Origin of the sequence: Dietzia aurantiaca (assembly GCF_021033825.1) — a bacterium.
Lineage (GTDB): Bacteria > Actinomycetota > Actinomycetes > Mycobacteriales > Mycobacteriaceae > Dietzia > Dietzia aurantiaca.
The window spans coordinates 79229-93904 of the sequence record NZ_JAIFXZ010000010.1 but is presented as its reverse complement, the minus strand read 5'-3'; the positions used below and the strand labels follow the sequence as shown (position 1 = coordinate 93904).

At 68.6% G+C, this 14676-nt stretch carries 14 protein-coding genes; 4 read left to right on the top strand and 10 right to left on the bottom strand.

The genetic code is table 11. The features are described 5' to 3' along the window. Window positions 1-7 precede the first annotated feature (7 nt). From K3888_RS11720 to K3888_RS11690, 7 genes are all read right to left on the bottom strand, one after another. Entirely contained in the window at window positions 8-1705 is a 1698-nt protein-coding gene (locus K3888_RS11720; RefSeq protein ID WP_230930443.1) for a fumarate hydratase, read from the bottom strand. Window positions 1706-1768: 63 nt separating this feature from the next. After that, a complete protein-coding gene (locus K3888_RS11715) occupies window positions 1769-2335 on the bottom strand; it encodes a protein-L-isoaspartate O-methyltransferase family protein (RefSeq protein WP_230930442.1) in 567 nt (188 codons plus the stop codon). Window positions 2336-2398: 63 nt separating this feature from the next. After that, window positions 2399-2701: a hypothetical protein gene (locus K3888_RS11710; protein WP_230930441.1), complete on the bottom strand. Its 303-nt coding sequence runs from the start codon at window positions 2699-2701 to the stop codon at window positions 2399-2401. 50 nt (window positions 2702-2751) lie between these two features. After that, window positions 2752-3507 carry an iron ABC transporter ATP-binding protein gene (locus K3888_RS11705; protein WP_230930440.1) on the bottom strand — a complete coding sequence of 252 codons (756 nt, stop codon included), beginning with the start codon at window positions 3505-3507 and terminating at the stop codon, window positions 2752-2754. After that, complete coding sequence (locus K3888_RS11700; protein WP_230930439.1) at window positions 3504-4562, bottom strand: iron chelate uptake ABC transporter family permease subunit; 1059 nt, start codon at window positions 4560-4562, stop codon at window positions 3504-3506. Before K3888_RS11700 ends, K3888_RS11705 begins: the two co-directional genes overlap by 4 nt. Continuing rightward, window positions 4555-5562, bottom strand: coding sequence for an ABC transporter permease (locus K3888_RS11695; RefSeq protein WP_230930438.1), 1008 nt, complete (start codon window positions 5560-5562; stop codon window positions 4555-4557). The genes K3888_RS11700 and K3888_RS11695 overlap by 8 nt, the downstream gene beginning before the upstream one ends. Before the next feature lie 130 nt (window positions 5563-5692). Beyond that, on the bottom strand, window positions 5693-6685 hold the full coding sequence (locus tag K3888_RS11690) for a siderophore ABC transporter substrate-binding protein (RefSeq protein ID WP_230930437.1): 993 nt from the start codon (window positions 6683-6685) through the stop codon (window positions 5693-5695). Window positions 6686-6876: 191 nt separating this feature from the next. Between K3888_RS11690 and K3888_RS11685 the strand changes: the two genes are divergently transcribed. From K3888_RS11685 to K3888_RS11675, 3 genes are all read left to right on the top strand, one after another. Beyond that, window positions 6877-8103: a glucose-1-phosphate adenylyltransferase family protein gene (locus tag K3888_RS11685; protein ID WP_230930436.1), complete on the top strand. Its 1227-nt coding sequence runs from the start codon at window positions 6877-6879 to the stop codon at window positions 8101-8103. A gap of 91 nt (window positions 8104-8194) precedes the next feature. Further along, window positions 8195-9181 carry an LLM class F420-dependent oxidoreductase gene (locus tag K3888_RS11680; RefSeq protein WP_230930435.1) on the top strand — a complete coding sequence of 329 codons (987 nt, stop codon included), beginning with the start codon at window positions 8195-8197 and terminating at the stop codon, window positions 9179-9181. Window positions 9182-9288: 107 nt separating this feature from the next. Next, the gene (locus K3888_RS11675; RefSeq protein ID WP_230930434.1) at window positions 9289-9855 is read left to right on the top strand and encodes an ATP synthase subunit B family protein; all 567 of its coding nucleotides are present in this window, start codon (window positions 9289-9291) and stop codon (window positions 9853-9855) included. A gap of 61 nt (window positions 9856-9916) precedes the next feature. On the opposite strand, the gene aqpZ is transcribed toward K3888_RS11675, so the two are convergent. The 3 genes from aqpZ to K3888_RS11660 form a co-directional block, all read right to left on the bottom strand. Beyond that, window positions 9917-10678: an aquaporin Z gene (gene aqpZ, locus K3888_RS11670; RefSeq protein WP_230930433.1), complete on the bottom strand. Its 762-nt coding sequence runs from the start codon at window positions 10676-10678 to the stop codon at window positions 9917-9919. A 178-nt stretch (window positions 10679-10856) separates the two neighbouring features. Next, a complete protein-coding gene (locus K3888_RS11665; RefSeq protein ID WP_308281985.1) occupies window positions 10857-11627 on the bottom strand; it encodes an SIR2 family NAD-dependent protein deacylase in 771 nt (256 codons plus the stop codon). 47 nt (window positions 11628-11674) lie between these two features. Next, window positions 11675-12355 carry an Rv1157c family protein gene (locus K3888_RS11660; RefSeq protein ID WP_372459568.1) on the bottom strand — a complete coding sequence of 227 codons (681 nt, stop codon included), beginning with the start codon at window positions 12353-12355 and terminating at the stop codon, window positions 11675-11677. Window positions 12356-12757: 402 nt separating this feature from the next. Between K3888_RS11660 and typA the strand changes: the two genes are divergently transcribed. Continuing rightward, the gene (typA, locus tag K3888_RS11655; protein WP_230930431.1) at window positions 12758-14668 is read left to right on the top strand and encodes a translational GTPase TypA; all 1911 of its coding nucleotides are present in this window, start codon (window positions 12758-12760) and stop codon (window positions 14666-14668) included. Window positions 14669-14676: the final 8 nt, after the last annotated feature.

Sequence of the window (14676 nt, the reverse complement as noted above, 5' to 3'; positions counted from 1 at the left end):
GCCGCGCTCACAGGCCGGGGCGCTTACCGATCGTCAGCGTGACCTCACCGGTGTGGGCGAAGAAATCCTCGCCCTTGTCGTCCACGACGATGAACGCGGGGAAGTCCTCCACGTCGATCTTCCACACCGCCTCCATGCCGAGCTCCTCGTACTCGATGACCTCGACGTGTTTGATGCAGTCCTGCGCCAGGCGGGCCGCCGGGCCACCGATGGACCCCAGGTAGAAGCCACCGTGGGCGGCACACGCGTCCGTGACCTGCTTGGAGCGGTTGCCCTTGGCCAGCATGACCATGGAGCCGCCGGCGGCCTGGAACTGCTCGACGTAGGAGTCCATGCGGCCGGCCGTGGTGGGGCCGAAGGAGCCCGACGGCATGCCCTCGGGGGTCTTGGCCGGGCCGGCGTAGTACACCGGGTGATCCTTGAGGTACTGAGGCATATCCTCGCCCGCGTCGAGGCGTTCCTTGATCTTGGAGTGCGCGATGTCGCGGGCCACGACCAGCGGGCCGGTCAGCGACAGGCGGGTCTTGACCGGGTGCCTGCTCAGCTCGGCGAGGATCTCCGGCATCGGCTTGTTCAGGTCGATCCGCACCGCGGCGCCCTTGCCGGTGCCCGAGATGCCGTCGGTGGCGGCGTCCAGCTCGGCGTCGGTCGTGGCGGGCAGGTACTGGCCCGGGTTGAACTCGAGCTGCTCCAGGAACACGCCCTCCGGGGTGATCTTGGCCTTGGCCTGACGGTCGGCGGAGCAGGACACGGCGATCGCGACGGGCAGCGAGGCACCGTGGCGGGGCAGTCGGACCACGCGCACGTCGTGGCAGAAGTACTTGCCTCCGAACTGGGCACCGATGCCGATCTTCTGCGTGAGTTCGAAGACCTTATCCTCGAGCTCGAGGTCGCGGAAGCCGCGGCCCGTCATGGCGCCGGAGGTGGGCAGCTCGTCCAGGTAGTGGGCCGAAGCGAGCTTGGCGGTCTTGACCGTGTACTCGGCCGAGGTGCCGCCCACGACGATCGCGAGGTGGTAGGGCGGGCATGCCGCGGTGCCGATCGAGCGGATCTTCTCCTCGATGAACTGCATCATCCGCTCGGGGTTCAGGATCGCCTTGGTCTCCTGGTACAGGAACGACTTGTTGGCGGACCCGCCGCCCTTGGCCATGAACAGGAACTTGTAGGCGGTCTCGTGGCCGGGAGTGGTGTCGGCGCCGATCTCGATCTGGGCCGGCAGGTTGTGGCCGGTGTTCTTCTCGTCCCACATCGTCAGCGGGGCGTTCTGCGAGTACCGGAGATTGAGGCGGGTGAACGCGTCGTAGACGCCGCGCGAGACGGTCTCCTCGTCGGGTCCCTGGGTGAGTACGCGTTGGCCGCGCTCGCCCTTGACGATCGCCGTGCCGGTGTCCTGACACATGGGTAGGACGCCACCGGCGGCGATGTTCGCGTTCTTGAGCAGATCCAGGGCGACGAACTTGTCGTTGTCGCTGGCCTCCGGATCCTCGAGGATGCTCGCGACCTGCCGCAGGTGGTCACTACGGAGGTAGTGGGAGATGTCGTGCATCGCCGTCTCGGTGAGCAGACGGATCGCCTCGGGCTCCACGCGCAGGAACGTCGTCCCGTCCGGACCCTCCACGGTGGATACGCCCTCGGTGGTCAGGAGGCGATACTCCGTGGTGTCCTCCCCGATCGGGAGGAGGTCCTCATAGACGAACTCGGCCATTGACGCTCCTGGATTCTCGAACGGGTAAAACCACCGTTCAGGATAAGCGTCAGCGGGCGCAGGTCAGAATCGGGTGTGGATGAGGGGCACGAAGGTGTAGCCGCCGTGTTCGGTGATCTCGATCCGGTCCCCGACCCGGCGTGCCCGGTGCATGACCTCGTTCCACGGCGCCACCATGATGCCGCCGTCGGCCAGCTGGTCCATCAACTGGGCGGGTGCGTCCTCCGCCATCGCGGAGACGAGGATGCGGTCGAACGGGGCCAGCTCGGGGAGGCCGAGTGCGTCGGGGGAGGCCCGGTGCACGGAGACCCACGGCTGGTCGATCGCCTCGCGGGAGCGCTCGACCAGTTCGGGGATGCGCTCCACGGCGACGATGCGGGAGTCGGGCCCGCCGAGTTCGCCGAGGATCGCCGCCGTCCACCCGCTTCCGGAGCCCACGTCCAGGGCGCGCATCCCGGGGAACGGCTCGAGGAGGTCGAGCATCGCGGCCACCGTCGACGGCTGGGAGTTGGTCTGGCCGTGCCCGATGGGCAGCGGACGGTCACTGTCGTGGAACTCGGCGACCTCGGACGGCAGGAAGCGGCGACGATCCTGGGCGCTCATGGCCTCCGCGATCGATTTCTGCTGCATTGCTCGACACCCCTCCCCGCCATCGGCCCCGGTGACGAACCGGTCGACGGTCGCCCGCCCGACTCAGTCCTCGCCCAGGACGCGGGTCTCGCCGTCGGGGTCGAGATCATCGATCGCGTCATGTCGTTCGTCGCCCGGCTGGTTGGCGGGGGTCCCGCCGCCCTCACCGACATCCGGCCTCTCGGCGGCCAACTTGTCGTCGAGGTCATGGTTCTCCTCGATCGGTTTCCACGTCTCGGGAGCCTCGACGGGGAGGTCCTCGCCGTCGGTGGTGATGGCGTCGGCGTCGAGTCCCTCGCTGCCGTCGAGGGTGTTCTCGTCGTAGTCTCCGTCGGTGTCCTGGTCGTACTCTCGCTTGTTGTCCATGCCTCGAGTGTGGAGCAGACGCAGCGCCATCGCATCCGCTCGGCAGGTCGTCAGTAGTAGCAGGCCAGCGTGCCCTCGGGGCCGTCTATCACCGTGACGGGCGTATCGAACACCCTCGTCAGGACCTCGTCGGTCATGATCTCGGCGGGGGTGCCGAACTCGACCACCGAGCCGTTCTTCATCGCGCAGATGTGGTCGGAATAGTGGGAGGCGAAGTTGATGTCGTGGAGGACCACGACGAACGTGCGTCCGAGCTCCTCGGCGGCGTGGCGCAGGTGTTTCATCATCTGCACGGAATGCCGCATGTCGAGGTTGTTCAGCGGCTCGTCGAGTAGCACGTAATCGGTCTGCTGGGACAGCACCATCGCGACGTAGGCGCGCTGTCGCTGGCCACCCGAGAGCTGGTCGAGGTATCGGTGCTCGAGGTCTGAGAGGTCGAGGAAGTCGATGGCCTGGGAGATGATGTCCTCGTCCTCCACGGTGAGCCGCCCCTTCGAATGGGGGAACCGGCCGAACCCGACGAGCTGGCGGACGGTGAGCCGCGTGATGAAGTGGTTCTCCTGCCGCAGGATCGACACGATCTTGGCGAGGTCCTTGGACTTCGTCGAGGCGACGTCGTATCCGGCGATCTCGATGGAGCCCTCGTCGAGCCCCATGAGGCGGCCGATCATCGTCAGCATGGTCGACTTGCCGGCACCGTTGGGTCCGACGAGCGCGGTGATCCCGCCCCTCGGGATCTCCAGGTCAACGGGGCCGATGGTGACCTCGTCGCTGTACTTCCTGACGACTTTCTCGAGTGTGATCACAGACGGCCCTTTCTGAGGATGACGTAGAGGAAGACCGAGCCGCCGATGACCTCGATGAGGATCGAGACGACACCCTGGGCGTAGAAGACGTGCTTCATGATGAAGTAGGCGCCGGCCAGCACCACGAAGCCGAGCAGGGCGGACACGGGGAAGATATAGCGGTGGTCGTAGCTGTCGGCGAACTGGTAGGCCAACGTGGCCACCAGGAAGCCCAGGAAGGTCATGGGGCCGACCAGCGCGGTGGAGACCGCCATGAGGATCGAGACGAAGAACAGGGTCCGCATGACCTCGGCCCGGTGGTCGAGCCCCAGGTTCTGGGTGATGTCCTTGCCGAGCGACACCACGTTCAGACGCTTGGCGCTCAGCACGAGCATCCCCGTGGCGAAGAGGCACAGGGGGATCGCGACGGGGAGGTAGGAGACCTCCGCGTTGGCCATGGACCCGAACAGCCTGGCGGTGAGGATGTCGAACTCGCTCGGTGTGAGCAGCCGCTGCATGAACGTGGAGATCGATCCGAGCCCGCCGCCGATGACGATGCCGATCAGCAGCATCACCTGGATGTTGGCGTATCGACCGGACAGCAGCCAACCGTAGAGGGCCACGGACAGTGCCACCATCAGGATCACCTGGAGGATGAACTGCGGCAGCCCCGTCAGCGCCATCAGGCCGGCGGCGCCGAGGAAGAATATGGCGGCGGTCTGCACGGCGACATACAGCGCCTCGAAACCCATGATCGACGGGGTGACGATGCGGTTGTTGGCGACGGTCTGGAAACTCACCGTGGCCACGGCCTGGCACAACGCCACGGTCGCCATGACCACGACGGTTGTCGTGCGCAGCCCGGCGACCCGCCAGAATCCGTCCGAGCCGAACGGCATCGGGTTGTCCCAGGCGAGGATGCCGAACCCGAACCCGACCGCGAGCAGGGCCAGGACCGTGACGACGATCCAGTAGCGCCGGCGTGAACGGGGAGTCGGTAGTGGGCCGGACGCGCGGTGGGCGACCGCGGGGGCGGACGACTCGGCGGCGGCACGGGCCGCGTGCCGGCTATCCATTGCTGCGCTGCCTGAGCAGGAGGGCGACGAACACGATCGAGCCGACGACCCCGAGGATCAGCGAGACCGGGACCTCGAACGGCATGATGATGGTCCTGCCGATCAGGTCGCAGACGGTGACGATGCCGATACCGAGGAGACAGACCCACGGCAGATTGCTGCGCAGGTCGTCCCCACGGATCATCGAGACGATGTTGGGGACGATGAGCCCGAGGAACGGCAGATTGCCCACCACGACGGTCACCACACCGGTCGCGACGGAGATGAGGGCGGTTCCCAGCAGCAGGATGCGGTTGTAGTTCAGGCCGACGTTCGTGGAGATCTCCTCGCCGAGACCGGCCACGGTGAAGCGGTCCGCGACGAAGAACACGGCGACCCCGACGAGCGCCACGATCCACAGGACCTCGTACTGGCCGCGGATCACGGAGGTGAAGCTGCCGGCGAACCAGATCCCCAGGCTCTGCAGCATGTCTGTCTGCAGCGCGATGAACGTGGAGACCGAGCCGACGACCGCTCCGAGCATGATCCCCACGATCGGGACGATCATCGAGGAGCGCAGCGAGACCCGGCGCAGGAAGAGGAAGAAGACCATCGTGCCGATGAAGGCGGCGATGACGGCACCGATCATCCTGGTGAGGATGTCCGCGCCGGGGAAGAAGACGATGACCGCGAGGAGCCCCAGTCCCGCCCACTCGGTGGTGCCCGTCGTGGTGGGCTCGACGAACCGGTTCTGGGTCAGCAGCTGCATCACGAGTCCGGACATCGCCATCGCCGCGCCGGCCAGGACGAGCGCGATGGTCCGGGGGATCCGGGTGATGCCGAACATCTCCGAGCCGTCGTCGGCGCCGAAGACGTCGTAGACGCCGGTGAACAGGGACAGCGCCAACAGGGCCGCGACGACCAGGAATCCGATGAGGAGTTTCCAGTCGAACAGTGTGCCCTTGGACCGCGCCCGGGTGTTATCCGGTCCGGGCGGGGAAGATGTGGAGGAGGTCGTCACGTCTGGCCGTCAATCGATGTCGTCGGGATGTGGGCGGAAGAAGCTCCGTCGACCGGGGTCGGCGGACGACGACGAGGGTGGGGCCACCGGCTCCGGCGGTCCCCACCCTCGTTCTAGAGCTCTCGGGTACTCAGTTCTGTGCCTCGAGCTGATCGGCGAGCGAGTTGAAGAACTCGGTGTAGGTCTGGATGCTCTCGTTGGTGTACGTGTCGGCGGGCATGTAGACGATGTTCTCGTCCTGCACCGCGGTCACGCGCTGGAGTGCGGCGGACTCGGAGAGCAGCTCGCTGGCCGGGCGGTAGCTGGGGTCGTCCGCGCCCGTCGAGGTGCCGGCGTCGCGGTCCATGACGAGGATGAGGTCCGGGTTCGAGTCGGCGATCGCCTCGACGGAGATGTCGTCGCCCTGGTGGTTACCCGAGCCGTCCTCGACCTCCAGCGACGGGGTGAAGTCGAAGATGTCGAAGAGCGGCCCCAGGGTGCGGCCGGTGCCGGGGGTCGCGTAGTTGATGTTGCCACCGGAGGTGATGACGGCCATGACCGTCATGCCCGGCTCGTAGGCGGCCTTGACGCGCTCGATGGAGGCGTCGAAGTCGGCGTTGAGCTGCTCGGCCTCGGTCTCCTTGCCGAAGACCTCGCCGAGGACGGTGGTCTGCCGCTTGAGTTCCTCGTCGAACGGCTGGCCGTCGCGCGGATCCAGGGACAGCACCGTGGCGTCGGGGACGAGGCTCGTGAAGTCATCGTGGTACTGCGTGAAGCGCTGGCCGTTGATGATCAGATCCGGATCGGCGGCGACGACGGCCTCGAGGTCCGGCTCGCGGTGGCTGCCCAGGTCGATGATCGAGTCATCCGACTTGTAGGAGATGGTCTTCGGCATCAGCGAGACGGCGCCGGCGCTGAGCGGGACGCCCCAGTCGGCGAGGGTCTCGAACGTCCGGTTGTCCGTCGCGACGACCGACCGCGGCGGAACGGTGACGGTCTGCACGCCGTTGTTGTCCTCGACCTCGATGGTCGTGGTCTCGCCCTCGGCGACGGTCTCGGTTCCGGAGTCGTCCGCACCGCAGGCGGTGAGGCCGAGGGCGAGTGCACTGAGGACAGCACCGATACGCAGTCGTGTGGAAGTCATGGAATTCCTTGCTTTGCTTTGAGTCTCGGATAACGCCGCCCATGTGACCCCGGGCACCGCTTAGCCAAACCTAACCTAAGTGTTTGCCGTGGGGCAAAAGCGGGTCCGTTAAGGAGCCCGCGGGCCGCTTCCGCAACTAGAGTGGGCGACATGACGCGCCCCGGTCCCGGGCGCGGGAGAGGACCGGTCACATGGCCCCGCCCTCTGTCGTCACGTTCGTTCTGGCCGGCGGTGCCGGCTCGCGGCTGCGTGCGCTCACCAGGCACCGCGCCAAGCCCGCCGTGCCGTTCGGCGCCGGCTACCACCTGGTGGACTTCGCACTGAGCAACGCGGCGAACTCCGGATTCCGGGACGTCTGGGCGATCCAGCAGTTCCATCCCGTGTCGCTCGGCGCCCACCTGCGCAGCGGCCGCCCGTGGGATCTGGACCGTCTCGACGGGGGCCTGCTGGTCCTGCATCCGTCGCAGGGCACCGGTCGCGACGGGTTCCACTCCGGTACGACCGACGCGCTGTGGAAGCAGGTCGAACCGCTGCGCAGGGCGGCACCCGAGGTGACCGTCGTGGTCAGTGCGGACGCGGTGTACCGCCTGGACTACGAGGCGATCGTGCGCGACCACCTGGCGTCGTTCGCGGAGGTCACGATGGTGACCACGCGCGTGGATCCGCGCGATGCCGGTCGGTACGGGGTGGTGGAGGTCGACGACGGCGCCGTCACCGCCTACAGTCACAAACCCGAGGATCCGTCCTCCGACCTGGTCTGCGCCGAGATCTTCGTCTTCAACACCGATGCCCTGATCTCCCGGCTCGAGGCCGCCCATGAAGAGGCGCTCACCGCCGGGGGCGGCGATCCCGGGGATCTCGGGGAGAACGTGGTGCCGGCGATGGTCGCAGCAGGGCATGCGCGTCAGTGGCGGCACGACGGTTACTGGCGCGATGTGGGCACGGTCGCGTCGTACTGGGCCGGCCACATGGACCTGTTGGGCGAGCCGCCTGTCCATGAGCTCGACGTTCCCGGATGGCCGCTGCGGACGACGTCGTCGTTCAGCGGGCCGGCCAGGACGGGGCCACAGGCGGAGGTCACCCGATCGCTCCTGGGGCGCGGGGCGGTGATCCGCGGCATGGTGGAGCACTCCGTGATCGGACCCGGGGCGGTCGTCGAGCACGGCGCGGTGGTCCGCGACAGCGTGATCCTCCCCGGGGCCGTGGTGCGGGCCGGGGCCCGGGTGGAGACCGCGGTGGTCGATTCCGGGGTCGAGGTTCCGGTCGACGCCCGGATCGGCGAGCACCAGGTCGGTGCGGACGAGACGACGGTGCAGGTGACGCTGCTGTGGCACGCCCAGGACGGTCCGCGTCCGAGTGGGTTCACCGTGCGTGCGGGCGAGATGGATCCGCCCGACGACGAAGACCCCCGAACCTGACCTGTGGGCAGCGACCGGCCCGGACACCCGGGCAGCTGAACGTGAGGTGACTTCGGGGCGGGAAGAACCGCGCGGCGCTAGGCTCGTGACCATGCGATTCGGACTGTTTCTTCCTCAGGGCTGGCGGCTCGACCTGGTGGACGTCCCGCCCGCCGGGCACTGGCCCGCTATCTCGGAGCTCGCCGCGCGGGCCGACTCGGGCCCGTGGGAGTCCGTGTGGGTCTATGACCACATGCACACCTCCCCGCTGACCCGGACCGAGGCGACGCACGAGGCGTGGAGCCTGATGTCGGCGCTCGGGGCGGTGACCTCCCGCGTCCGCCTGGGGCAGATGTGCACCTGTATCGGGTACCGGAACCCGGCGATGCTGGCGAAGATCGCCGCGACCGTCGACGTGATCTCCGGCGGCCGCGTCGAAATGGGGATCGGCGCCGGGTGGTACGAGCACGAATGGCGGGCCTACGGCTTCGGGTTCCCGTCCGGCGGCGAGCGGCTGGCCATGCTCGACGAGGGTGTCCGGATCATGCTCGACGCGTGGTCGGACGGTGTCGCCTCCCTGCACGGCGACCACTATCAGGTGGACGGCGCGATCGTGCAGCCCCGACCCCTGCAGGAGGGTGGCATCCCGCTGTGGATCGCCGGCGGCGGGGAGCGGAAGACCCTGCGGATCGCGGCCCGCCACGCGGACTACACGAATTTCGACGGCACCCCGGACGGCTTCGCCCACAAGTCCGAGGTGCTGCGGGGCCACTGCGCAGACATCGGTCGAGATCCGGCGGAGATCACCCGCACCGCGAACTACAACGTGGCGATCGGCGAGACCGAGCGGGAGGTCGCCGACCGGCTCGCGTTCATGCACGACCGGATGGCCCGCCACGTCGGCGCCGAGGAGGCCGATCGCCAGCTGGGCGCCTATCAGGGATTGCCGGCAGTGGGTACCCCCGAGCAGATCACCGAGAATCTGGCCGGGCTCAAGGCACAGGGGATGGAGTACGGGATCTTCTACTTCCCGGAGATCGCCACCGACACCTCGGGCCTCGAGCTGTTCGAACGGGAGGTCATCCCGGCCCTGAGCTGAGTCGCCGCCGATCATCGGTAGTCCGGTAGCGCCCCACGGCGGTCGGGATTAGGTTCCGGAGGCACTGATGAATCTGCACGACCAGTGACCCGGAAAAGGAGACCGCCATGGATCCCGTGATCTGGATAGTTATCGCGGTGATCGCGTTGATCATCGTCATCGCGCTCATCGCTCTGGCCGCCCGGAACAACAATCGGAAGAAGCTGACGGAGGCGTCGGAACTGCGTCGCGACGCCCGTCAGCGCGAGAAGAGGCTGGACCATCAGGAGGCCGCGGCTCGTGAGCAGGAGCACCGGGCAGGCGCCGCCGAGCAGGAGGCCAGGGCCAAGTCCGCGGAGGCGGACATGCTCCGCGCCGAGGCCGACCACCGCCGTGGGGCCCTCGACGAGCAGAAGAGCGACGTACGGCGGATGGAGCGCACCGCGGAGAAGCTCGATCCCCGCCACCGGGCTGACGACGATGCCCGGCTCGATGACCGATCCCGCGATCGGGGCGCCGGCCCGGGCCGGGACGAGGGGCGCCACCGCGTACGGACCGACAACGTGGACGATCCGCTGGATTCGGGCGCGGGCGCCGGGATCAGTGGGCCGGGCGCCGGTCCGGACGGACGCCGGGCCCCGGGCCCGCTCGATGACGCACCCGACCGTATCGATCCGGACGCTCCTCGACGCTAGGAGTCCGCAGGCTGGTCGGTCGCCTCGTCGGGGGAGGCGGCCGACCAGTTGCAGGCCTTTCTCAGGCGGGCACGGCCCGGCGCGACCGGCTGCCGAACAGTGGCTCGTACAGCGCGCCTGCGATGAGCGCGCCCACGATCGGTGCCAGCCAGAACAGCCAGAGCTGTCCGGGGGCCCCGTCCCCGTTGAAGAACGCCACGGCAGTGGAACGGGCCGGGTTGACGGAGGTGTTGGTGATCGGGATCGAGATGAGGTGGATGAGGGTGAGGGTCAGGCCGATGGCGGCCGGCGCGAACCCGACGGGCGCACGACCGTCTGTTGCGCCCAGGATCACCCACACGAACAGGGCGGTGAGAACGATCTCGATGATCAGCGCGGAGAGCAGGCTGTACCCGTCGGGGGAATGTGCGCCGTAGCCGTTGGCCGCCATTCCGCCGGTGGCCTCGAAACCGGCCTTGCCGCTGGCGACCACGAAGATCAGCGTGCCTGCGAGCAGCCCGCCCACGACCTGGCTCACTATGTAGAGCGGGAGCCGCGACCAGGGCAGACGCCCGGACATCGCGGCGCCGACGCTGACGGCGGGGTTGAAGTGGGCTCCCGAGATATGGGCGACGGCGTAGGCGCCGGTCAGGACGGTGAGGCCGAAGGCCAGCGCGACGCCGAGATAGCCGACCCCCACGGGCACGAGCGCGCCGGCCTCGCCGTCGGCGACCTGGATGGCGGCGAAGACCGCGGTGCCGCATCCTCCGAGGACGAGCCAGAAGGTGCCGATGAGTTCGGCGGCCACGATCGCGGGAGTGGATGGATTTGTTGAGTCGGACATGCGTCGGATTCCTCCTCCTGGAAGTCCCGGGCCACTGCCGGGGCAGCGCTGTCACCGCGACGTCGCTGATAACAGAACGCTAGACTGCGGGCCTGGCCGAGGAGGCGGAAATGACGATCCGCGGGTTCCCCACGCCCGTCAGGGCGTCGCAGGCAGGGGAGCGCAGCTCAGGCCGCTGTCAGTCGGCCAACAGGTCGGGGAGCACCCGCCCCGCGGGCGCGCGGAGGTGGACGTCCACCTCGCGGCCCAGGCCTGAGGGGCCGGGATTGACCTCGATCACGGATATGCCGGTCTCCGCTGCGAGGGCGGGCAGTGACGCGGCGGGGTGGACCAGGCCCGACGTGCCGACGACGACGACGGCCGAGGCCCCGGTGACGGCGGACACCGAAGCCTCCCAGGCAGCCGAAGGCAGCATCTCGCCGAACCACACCACGCCGGGCCTCGCCCGCCCGTCGCCGCGCGGACAGCGGGGCGGTTCGAGGTGATCCACCGGCACCGCCGACGGCGGGCCGGGGTCCATCGGCTCGCCGCAGGTGTCGCAGCGGTGCGCGAACAGGCTGCCGTGGACGTGGTGGACCACCGTCGAGCCTGCGCGCTCGTGTAGATCGTCGACGTTCTGGGTGACCACCACGACCTGCCGGTGTCTCTCGGCCCGGGCGACGGCGATATGACCCGCGTTGGGTGGGGCTGTGGAGACGAGATGTTCGCGCCAGCGGTACCAGGCCCACACCCTGTCCGGGTCGTGTAGCCACGCCTCGGGCGTCGCCAGTTCGGTGGGGTCATAGCGCTCCCACAACCCGGTCTGGGCGTCGCGGAAAGTGGGTACTCCGCTCTCGGCGCTCATGCCGGCGCCGCTGAGAACGACGAGAGGCCCGCCGCCCGAGAGGGCGCGGCGGGCCTTGTTCAGCTCGTCTCGGAGGTCCCGCGTGTCCGGGGCGTCGGTGCTCATTCGCGGAACGGGATCGGCCCCCCGGGTCGGGCGGCGGTGATCCGGTCTCAGCCGACGAACGCGGATCCCACGGTCGGGAACGGCACACAGTTCACGTCTCCACCGTTCTCGAGCTTGGTGGTGACACCACCCTGAAGGACCATCAGGACGTGGCCGGGGCCGGTGTCCGCGACGCCGTTGAGGGTGGCGGGGCCACCCTCGTTGATGCCGTTGTAGGTCAGGACGGTCGAGCCGTGACGGCCGTTGTGGATGTTGACCCAGTCCACGGTCATGGGCTGCACCTGGTGCTCGGCGACACCCTCGGTGCCCAGCGCGGTGAACACGAAGCCCAGCTGGCTCTGCGGGACACCCGGGAGCGGGAGGTCGGCCGGGCCGGGGACGGCGGTCGCGGCGCCCACTGCGGTCTGCTCGCCACCGATGCAGTTCTGCATGATGGTCGGGTAGGCGAACTGCGCGATGACCGGGCCGTTCTCGGGGAGCGGGGTGCCGGGCTCGCCGGTGCCGCGGAAGAACCCGACGAGACGCAGGATCGTGCCGCGGGTGTCCTCGGGGATCCACTGCTGCTCGGCCAGGCCTTCCATGGCCTGCAGGACGGGCTCGGTCGGGCGCCCCAGTTCGTCGAGCGACTGTGCGCTGGCGGCGGCGGGTGCGGCCAGGCCCATGGCCATGGCGACGACGGCGCCGATGCCGAGGGTCCGGAACGAGGTCCTGAGCGAGTGGCGGATCACTGGCGAGTCCATTCTTCGGATGAGGCGGGCGGACCGGTCGGCGGAGACGACCAGTCGACCGCTCGATGTTCTCACAATGCCCCCTGATGTGGACACCGGGGAGGTGGTGACGTGCTCGGTCTGGGGCCAGTGTTACAGATGGGGCGTGTGTTGTAAATAACAGTCAGCCCACGCGGTGGGTCCTCCGGGTGCCGCTGACGTGCGCACGGAGACGACCGGCGCGACGTGGCCGGGCATCGGCGGATATAACACGGGGGCATGCAGCGGGTAATGTGGGTCCGCACGCGCGGCCTGTCCGGACGCGCCTGTGGATCTTGCGGAGCGAATCCGCCGATTCCCGTCATGCGCCCGGCGGTGTACAGCCGACCCGGCGCCGAACGCCCCTGAGGGAGAACCCAGCGTATGGCCCTGACCGAGTTCCGTAACGTCGCCATCGTGGCGCACGTCGACCACGGCAAGACGACTCTCGTCGACGCACTGCTGCGTCAGTCGGGGGCGTTCGACGAGCGGGCGGAGCTGGTGGACCGCGTCATGGACTCCGGCGACCTCGAGCGCGAGAAGGGCATCACCATTCTCGCCAAGAACACCGCCGTGCGTCGGCCTGGTGCGGGCGCCGGCGGCGGGGATCTCGTCCTCAACATCATCGACACCCCCGGTCACGCCGATTTCGGTGGCGAGGTCGAGCGCGGACTGTCGATGGTCGACGGCGTGGTGCTGCTCATCGACTCCTCCGAGGGGCCGCTACCGCAGACCCGGTTCGTGCTCCGGAAGGCGCTCGGCGCGTCGCTGCCCGTGATCATCGTGGTCAACAAGACCGACCGCCCGGACGCGCGTATCGACGAGGTCGTCGAGGAGGCCCAGGACCTGCTGCTGGACCTGGCCGCTGATCTCGAGGACCCGGCCGCCCAGGCCGCGGCCGAGCACGCGCTCGAGCTGCCCGTGGTGTTCGCCTCCGGTCGCGCCGGCAAGGCGTCGACCACCCAGCCGGCGAACGGCCAGGAGCCGGACGGCGAGAACCTGGACGGTCTCTTCGAGCTCCTCTACGACGTCATCCCGGCCCCGAAGGGCGATGTCGAGGCCCCGCTCCAGGCCCACGTCACCAACCTGGACGCCTCCAACTTCCTCGGCCGCATCGGCCTGGTCCGTATCCACAACGGCCGTCTCCGGAAGGGGCAGCAGGTGGCATGGATCCACAACACACCGGACGGTGAGCAGGAGACCAAGACGGTCAAGATCTCCGAGCTGCTCAAGACCGACGGCGTGGAGCGGGTCCCGACCGACGAGGCCGTGGCCGGCGACATCGTGGCCGTGGCCGGCATCAGCGAGATCATGATCGGCGACACGCTCGCCGACCCGGAGAACCCGGTCGCGCTGCCCGCCATCACGGTCGACGAGCCCGCGATCTCCATGACGATCGGCGTCAACACCTCGCCCATGGCCGGCCGGAACGGCGGCAACAAGCTGACCGCCCGGATGGTCAAGGCCCGCCTGGATCAGGAACTGGTCGGCAACGTCTCGCTCAAGGTGCTCGACACCGAGCGTCCCGACGACTGGGAGGTCCAGGGACGTGGCGAGATGGCACTGTCCGTGCTCGTCGAGACCATGCGTCGTGAGGGCTTCGAGCTCACCGTCGGCAAGCCGCAGGTCGTCACCAGGACGATCGACGGCAAGCTGCACGAGCCGTTCGAGCACATGACGATCGACGTGCCCGAGGAGCACCTCGGCGCGGTCACCCAGCTCATGGCCGCCCGCAAGGGTCGCATGGAGCAGATGAGCAACCACGGCAGCGGCTGGGTCCGTATGGAGTTCACCGTCCCCGCCCGAGGCCTCATCGGGTTCCGCACCATCTTCATGACCGAGACCCGGGGTTCGGGCATCGCCAACTCGGTCTCCGCCGGGTACGAGCCGTGGGCCGGCGAGATCCGCGCCCGCCACACCGGCTCGCTGGTCGCGGACCGCTCGGGCAAGGCCACCACCTTCGCATTGCTGGGTCTGGCCGACCGCGGCGACTTCTTCATCGAGCCGGGCGCCGAGGTCTACGAGGGCGTCGTCGTGGGCGAGAACCCGCGGTCCGAGGACATGGACGTCAACATCACCAAGGAGAAGAAGCTCACCAATATGCGTGCGGCGAGCTCCGACGCCACGGAGACCCTCTCCAAGCACCGCAACCTCAGCCTCGAGGAGGCCATGGAGTTCTGCGCGGGCGACGAGTGCGTCGAGGTGGCCCCCGAGGCGATCCGCGTGCGCAAGGTCCTGCTCACGGCCACCGAGCGGGCCAAGGCCCGTAGCCGCTCCAAGGCGCGCGACAAGTAGTCGGCGCA

What these genes read in the sequence shown, in the direction of transcription:
- K3888_RS11690 (WP_230930437.1), bottom strand. Translation starts at nt 6,685, where the DNA reads ATGACTTCCACACGACTGCGTATCGGTGCTGTCCTCAGTGCACTCGCC.
- K3888_RS11685 (WP_230930436.1), top strand. Translation starts at nt 6,877, where the DNA reads ATGGCCCCGCCCTCTGTCGTCACGTTCGTTCTGGCCGGCGGTGCCGGC.
- K3888_RS11665 (WP_308281985.1), bottom strand. Translation starts at nt 11,627, where the DNA reads ATGAGCACCGACGCCCCGGACACGCGGGACCTCCGAGACGAGCTGAAC.
- typA (WP_230930431.1), top strand. Translation starts at nt 12,758, where the DNA reads ATGGCCCTGACCGAGTTCCGTAACGTCGCCATCGTGGCGCACGTCGAC.
- K3888_RS11675 (WP_230930434.1), top strand. Translation starts at nt 9,289, where the DNA reads ATGGATCCCGTGATCTGGATAGTTATCGCGGTGATCGCGTTGATCATC.
- K3888_RS11715 (WP_230930442.1), bottom strand. Translation starts at nt 2,335, where the DNA reads ATGCAGCAGAAATCGATCGCGGAGGCCATGAGCGCCCAGGATCGTCGC.
- K3888_RS11710 (WP_230930441.1), bottom strand. Translation starts at nt 2,701, where the DNA reads ATGGACAACAAGCGAGAGTACGACCAGGACACCGACGGAGACTACGAC.
- K3888_RS11700 (WP_230930439.1), bottom strand. Translation starts at nt 4,562, where the DNA reads ATGGATAGCCGGCACGCGGCCCGTGCCGCCGCCGAGTCGTCCGCCCCC.
- K3888_RS11720 (WP_230930443.1), bottom strand. Translation starts at nt 1,705, where the DNA reads ATGGCCGAGTTCGTCTATGAGGACCTCCTCCCGATCGGGGAGGACACC.
- K3888_RS11680 (WP_230930435.1), top strand. Translation starts at nt 8,195, where the DNA reads ATGCGATTCGGACTGTTTCTTCCTCAGGGCTGGCGGCTCGACCTGGTG.
- aqpZ (WP_230930433.1), bottom strand. Translation starts at nt 10,678, where the DNA reads ATGTCCGACTCAACAAATCCATCCACTCCCGCGATCGTGGCCGCCGAA.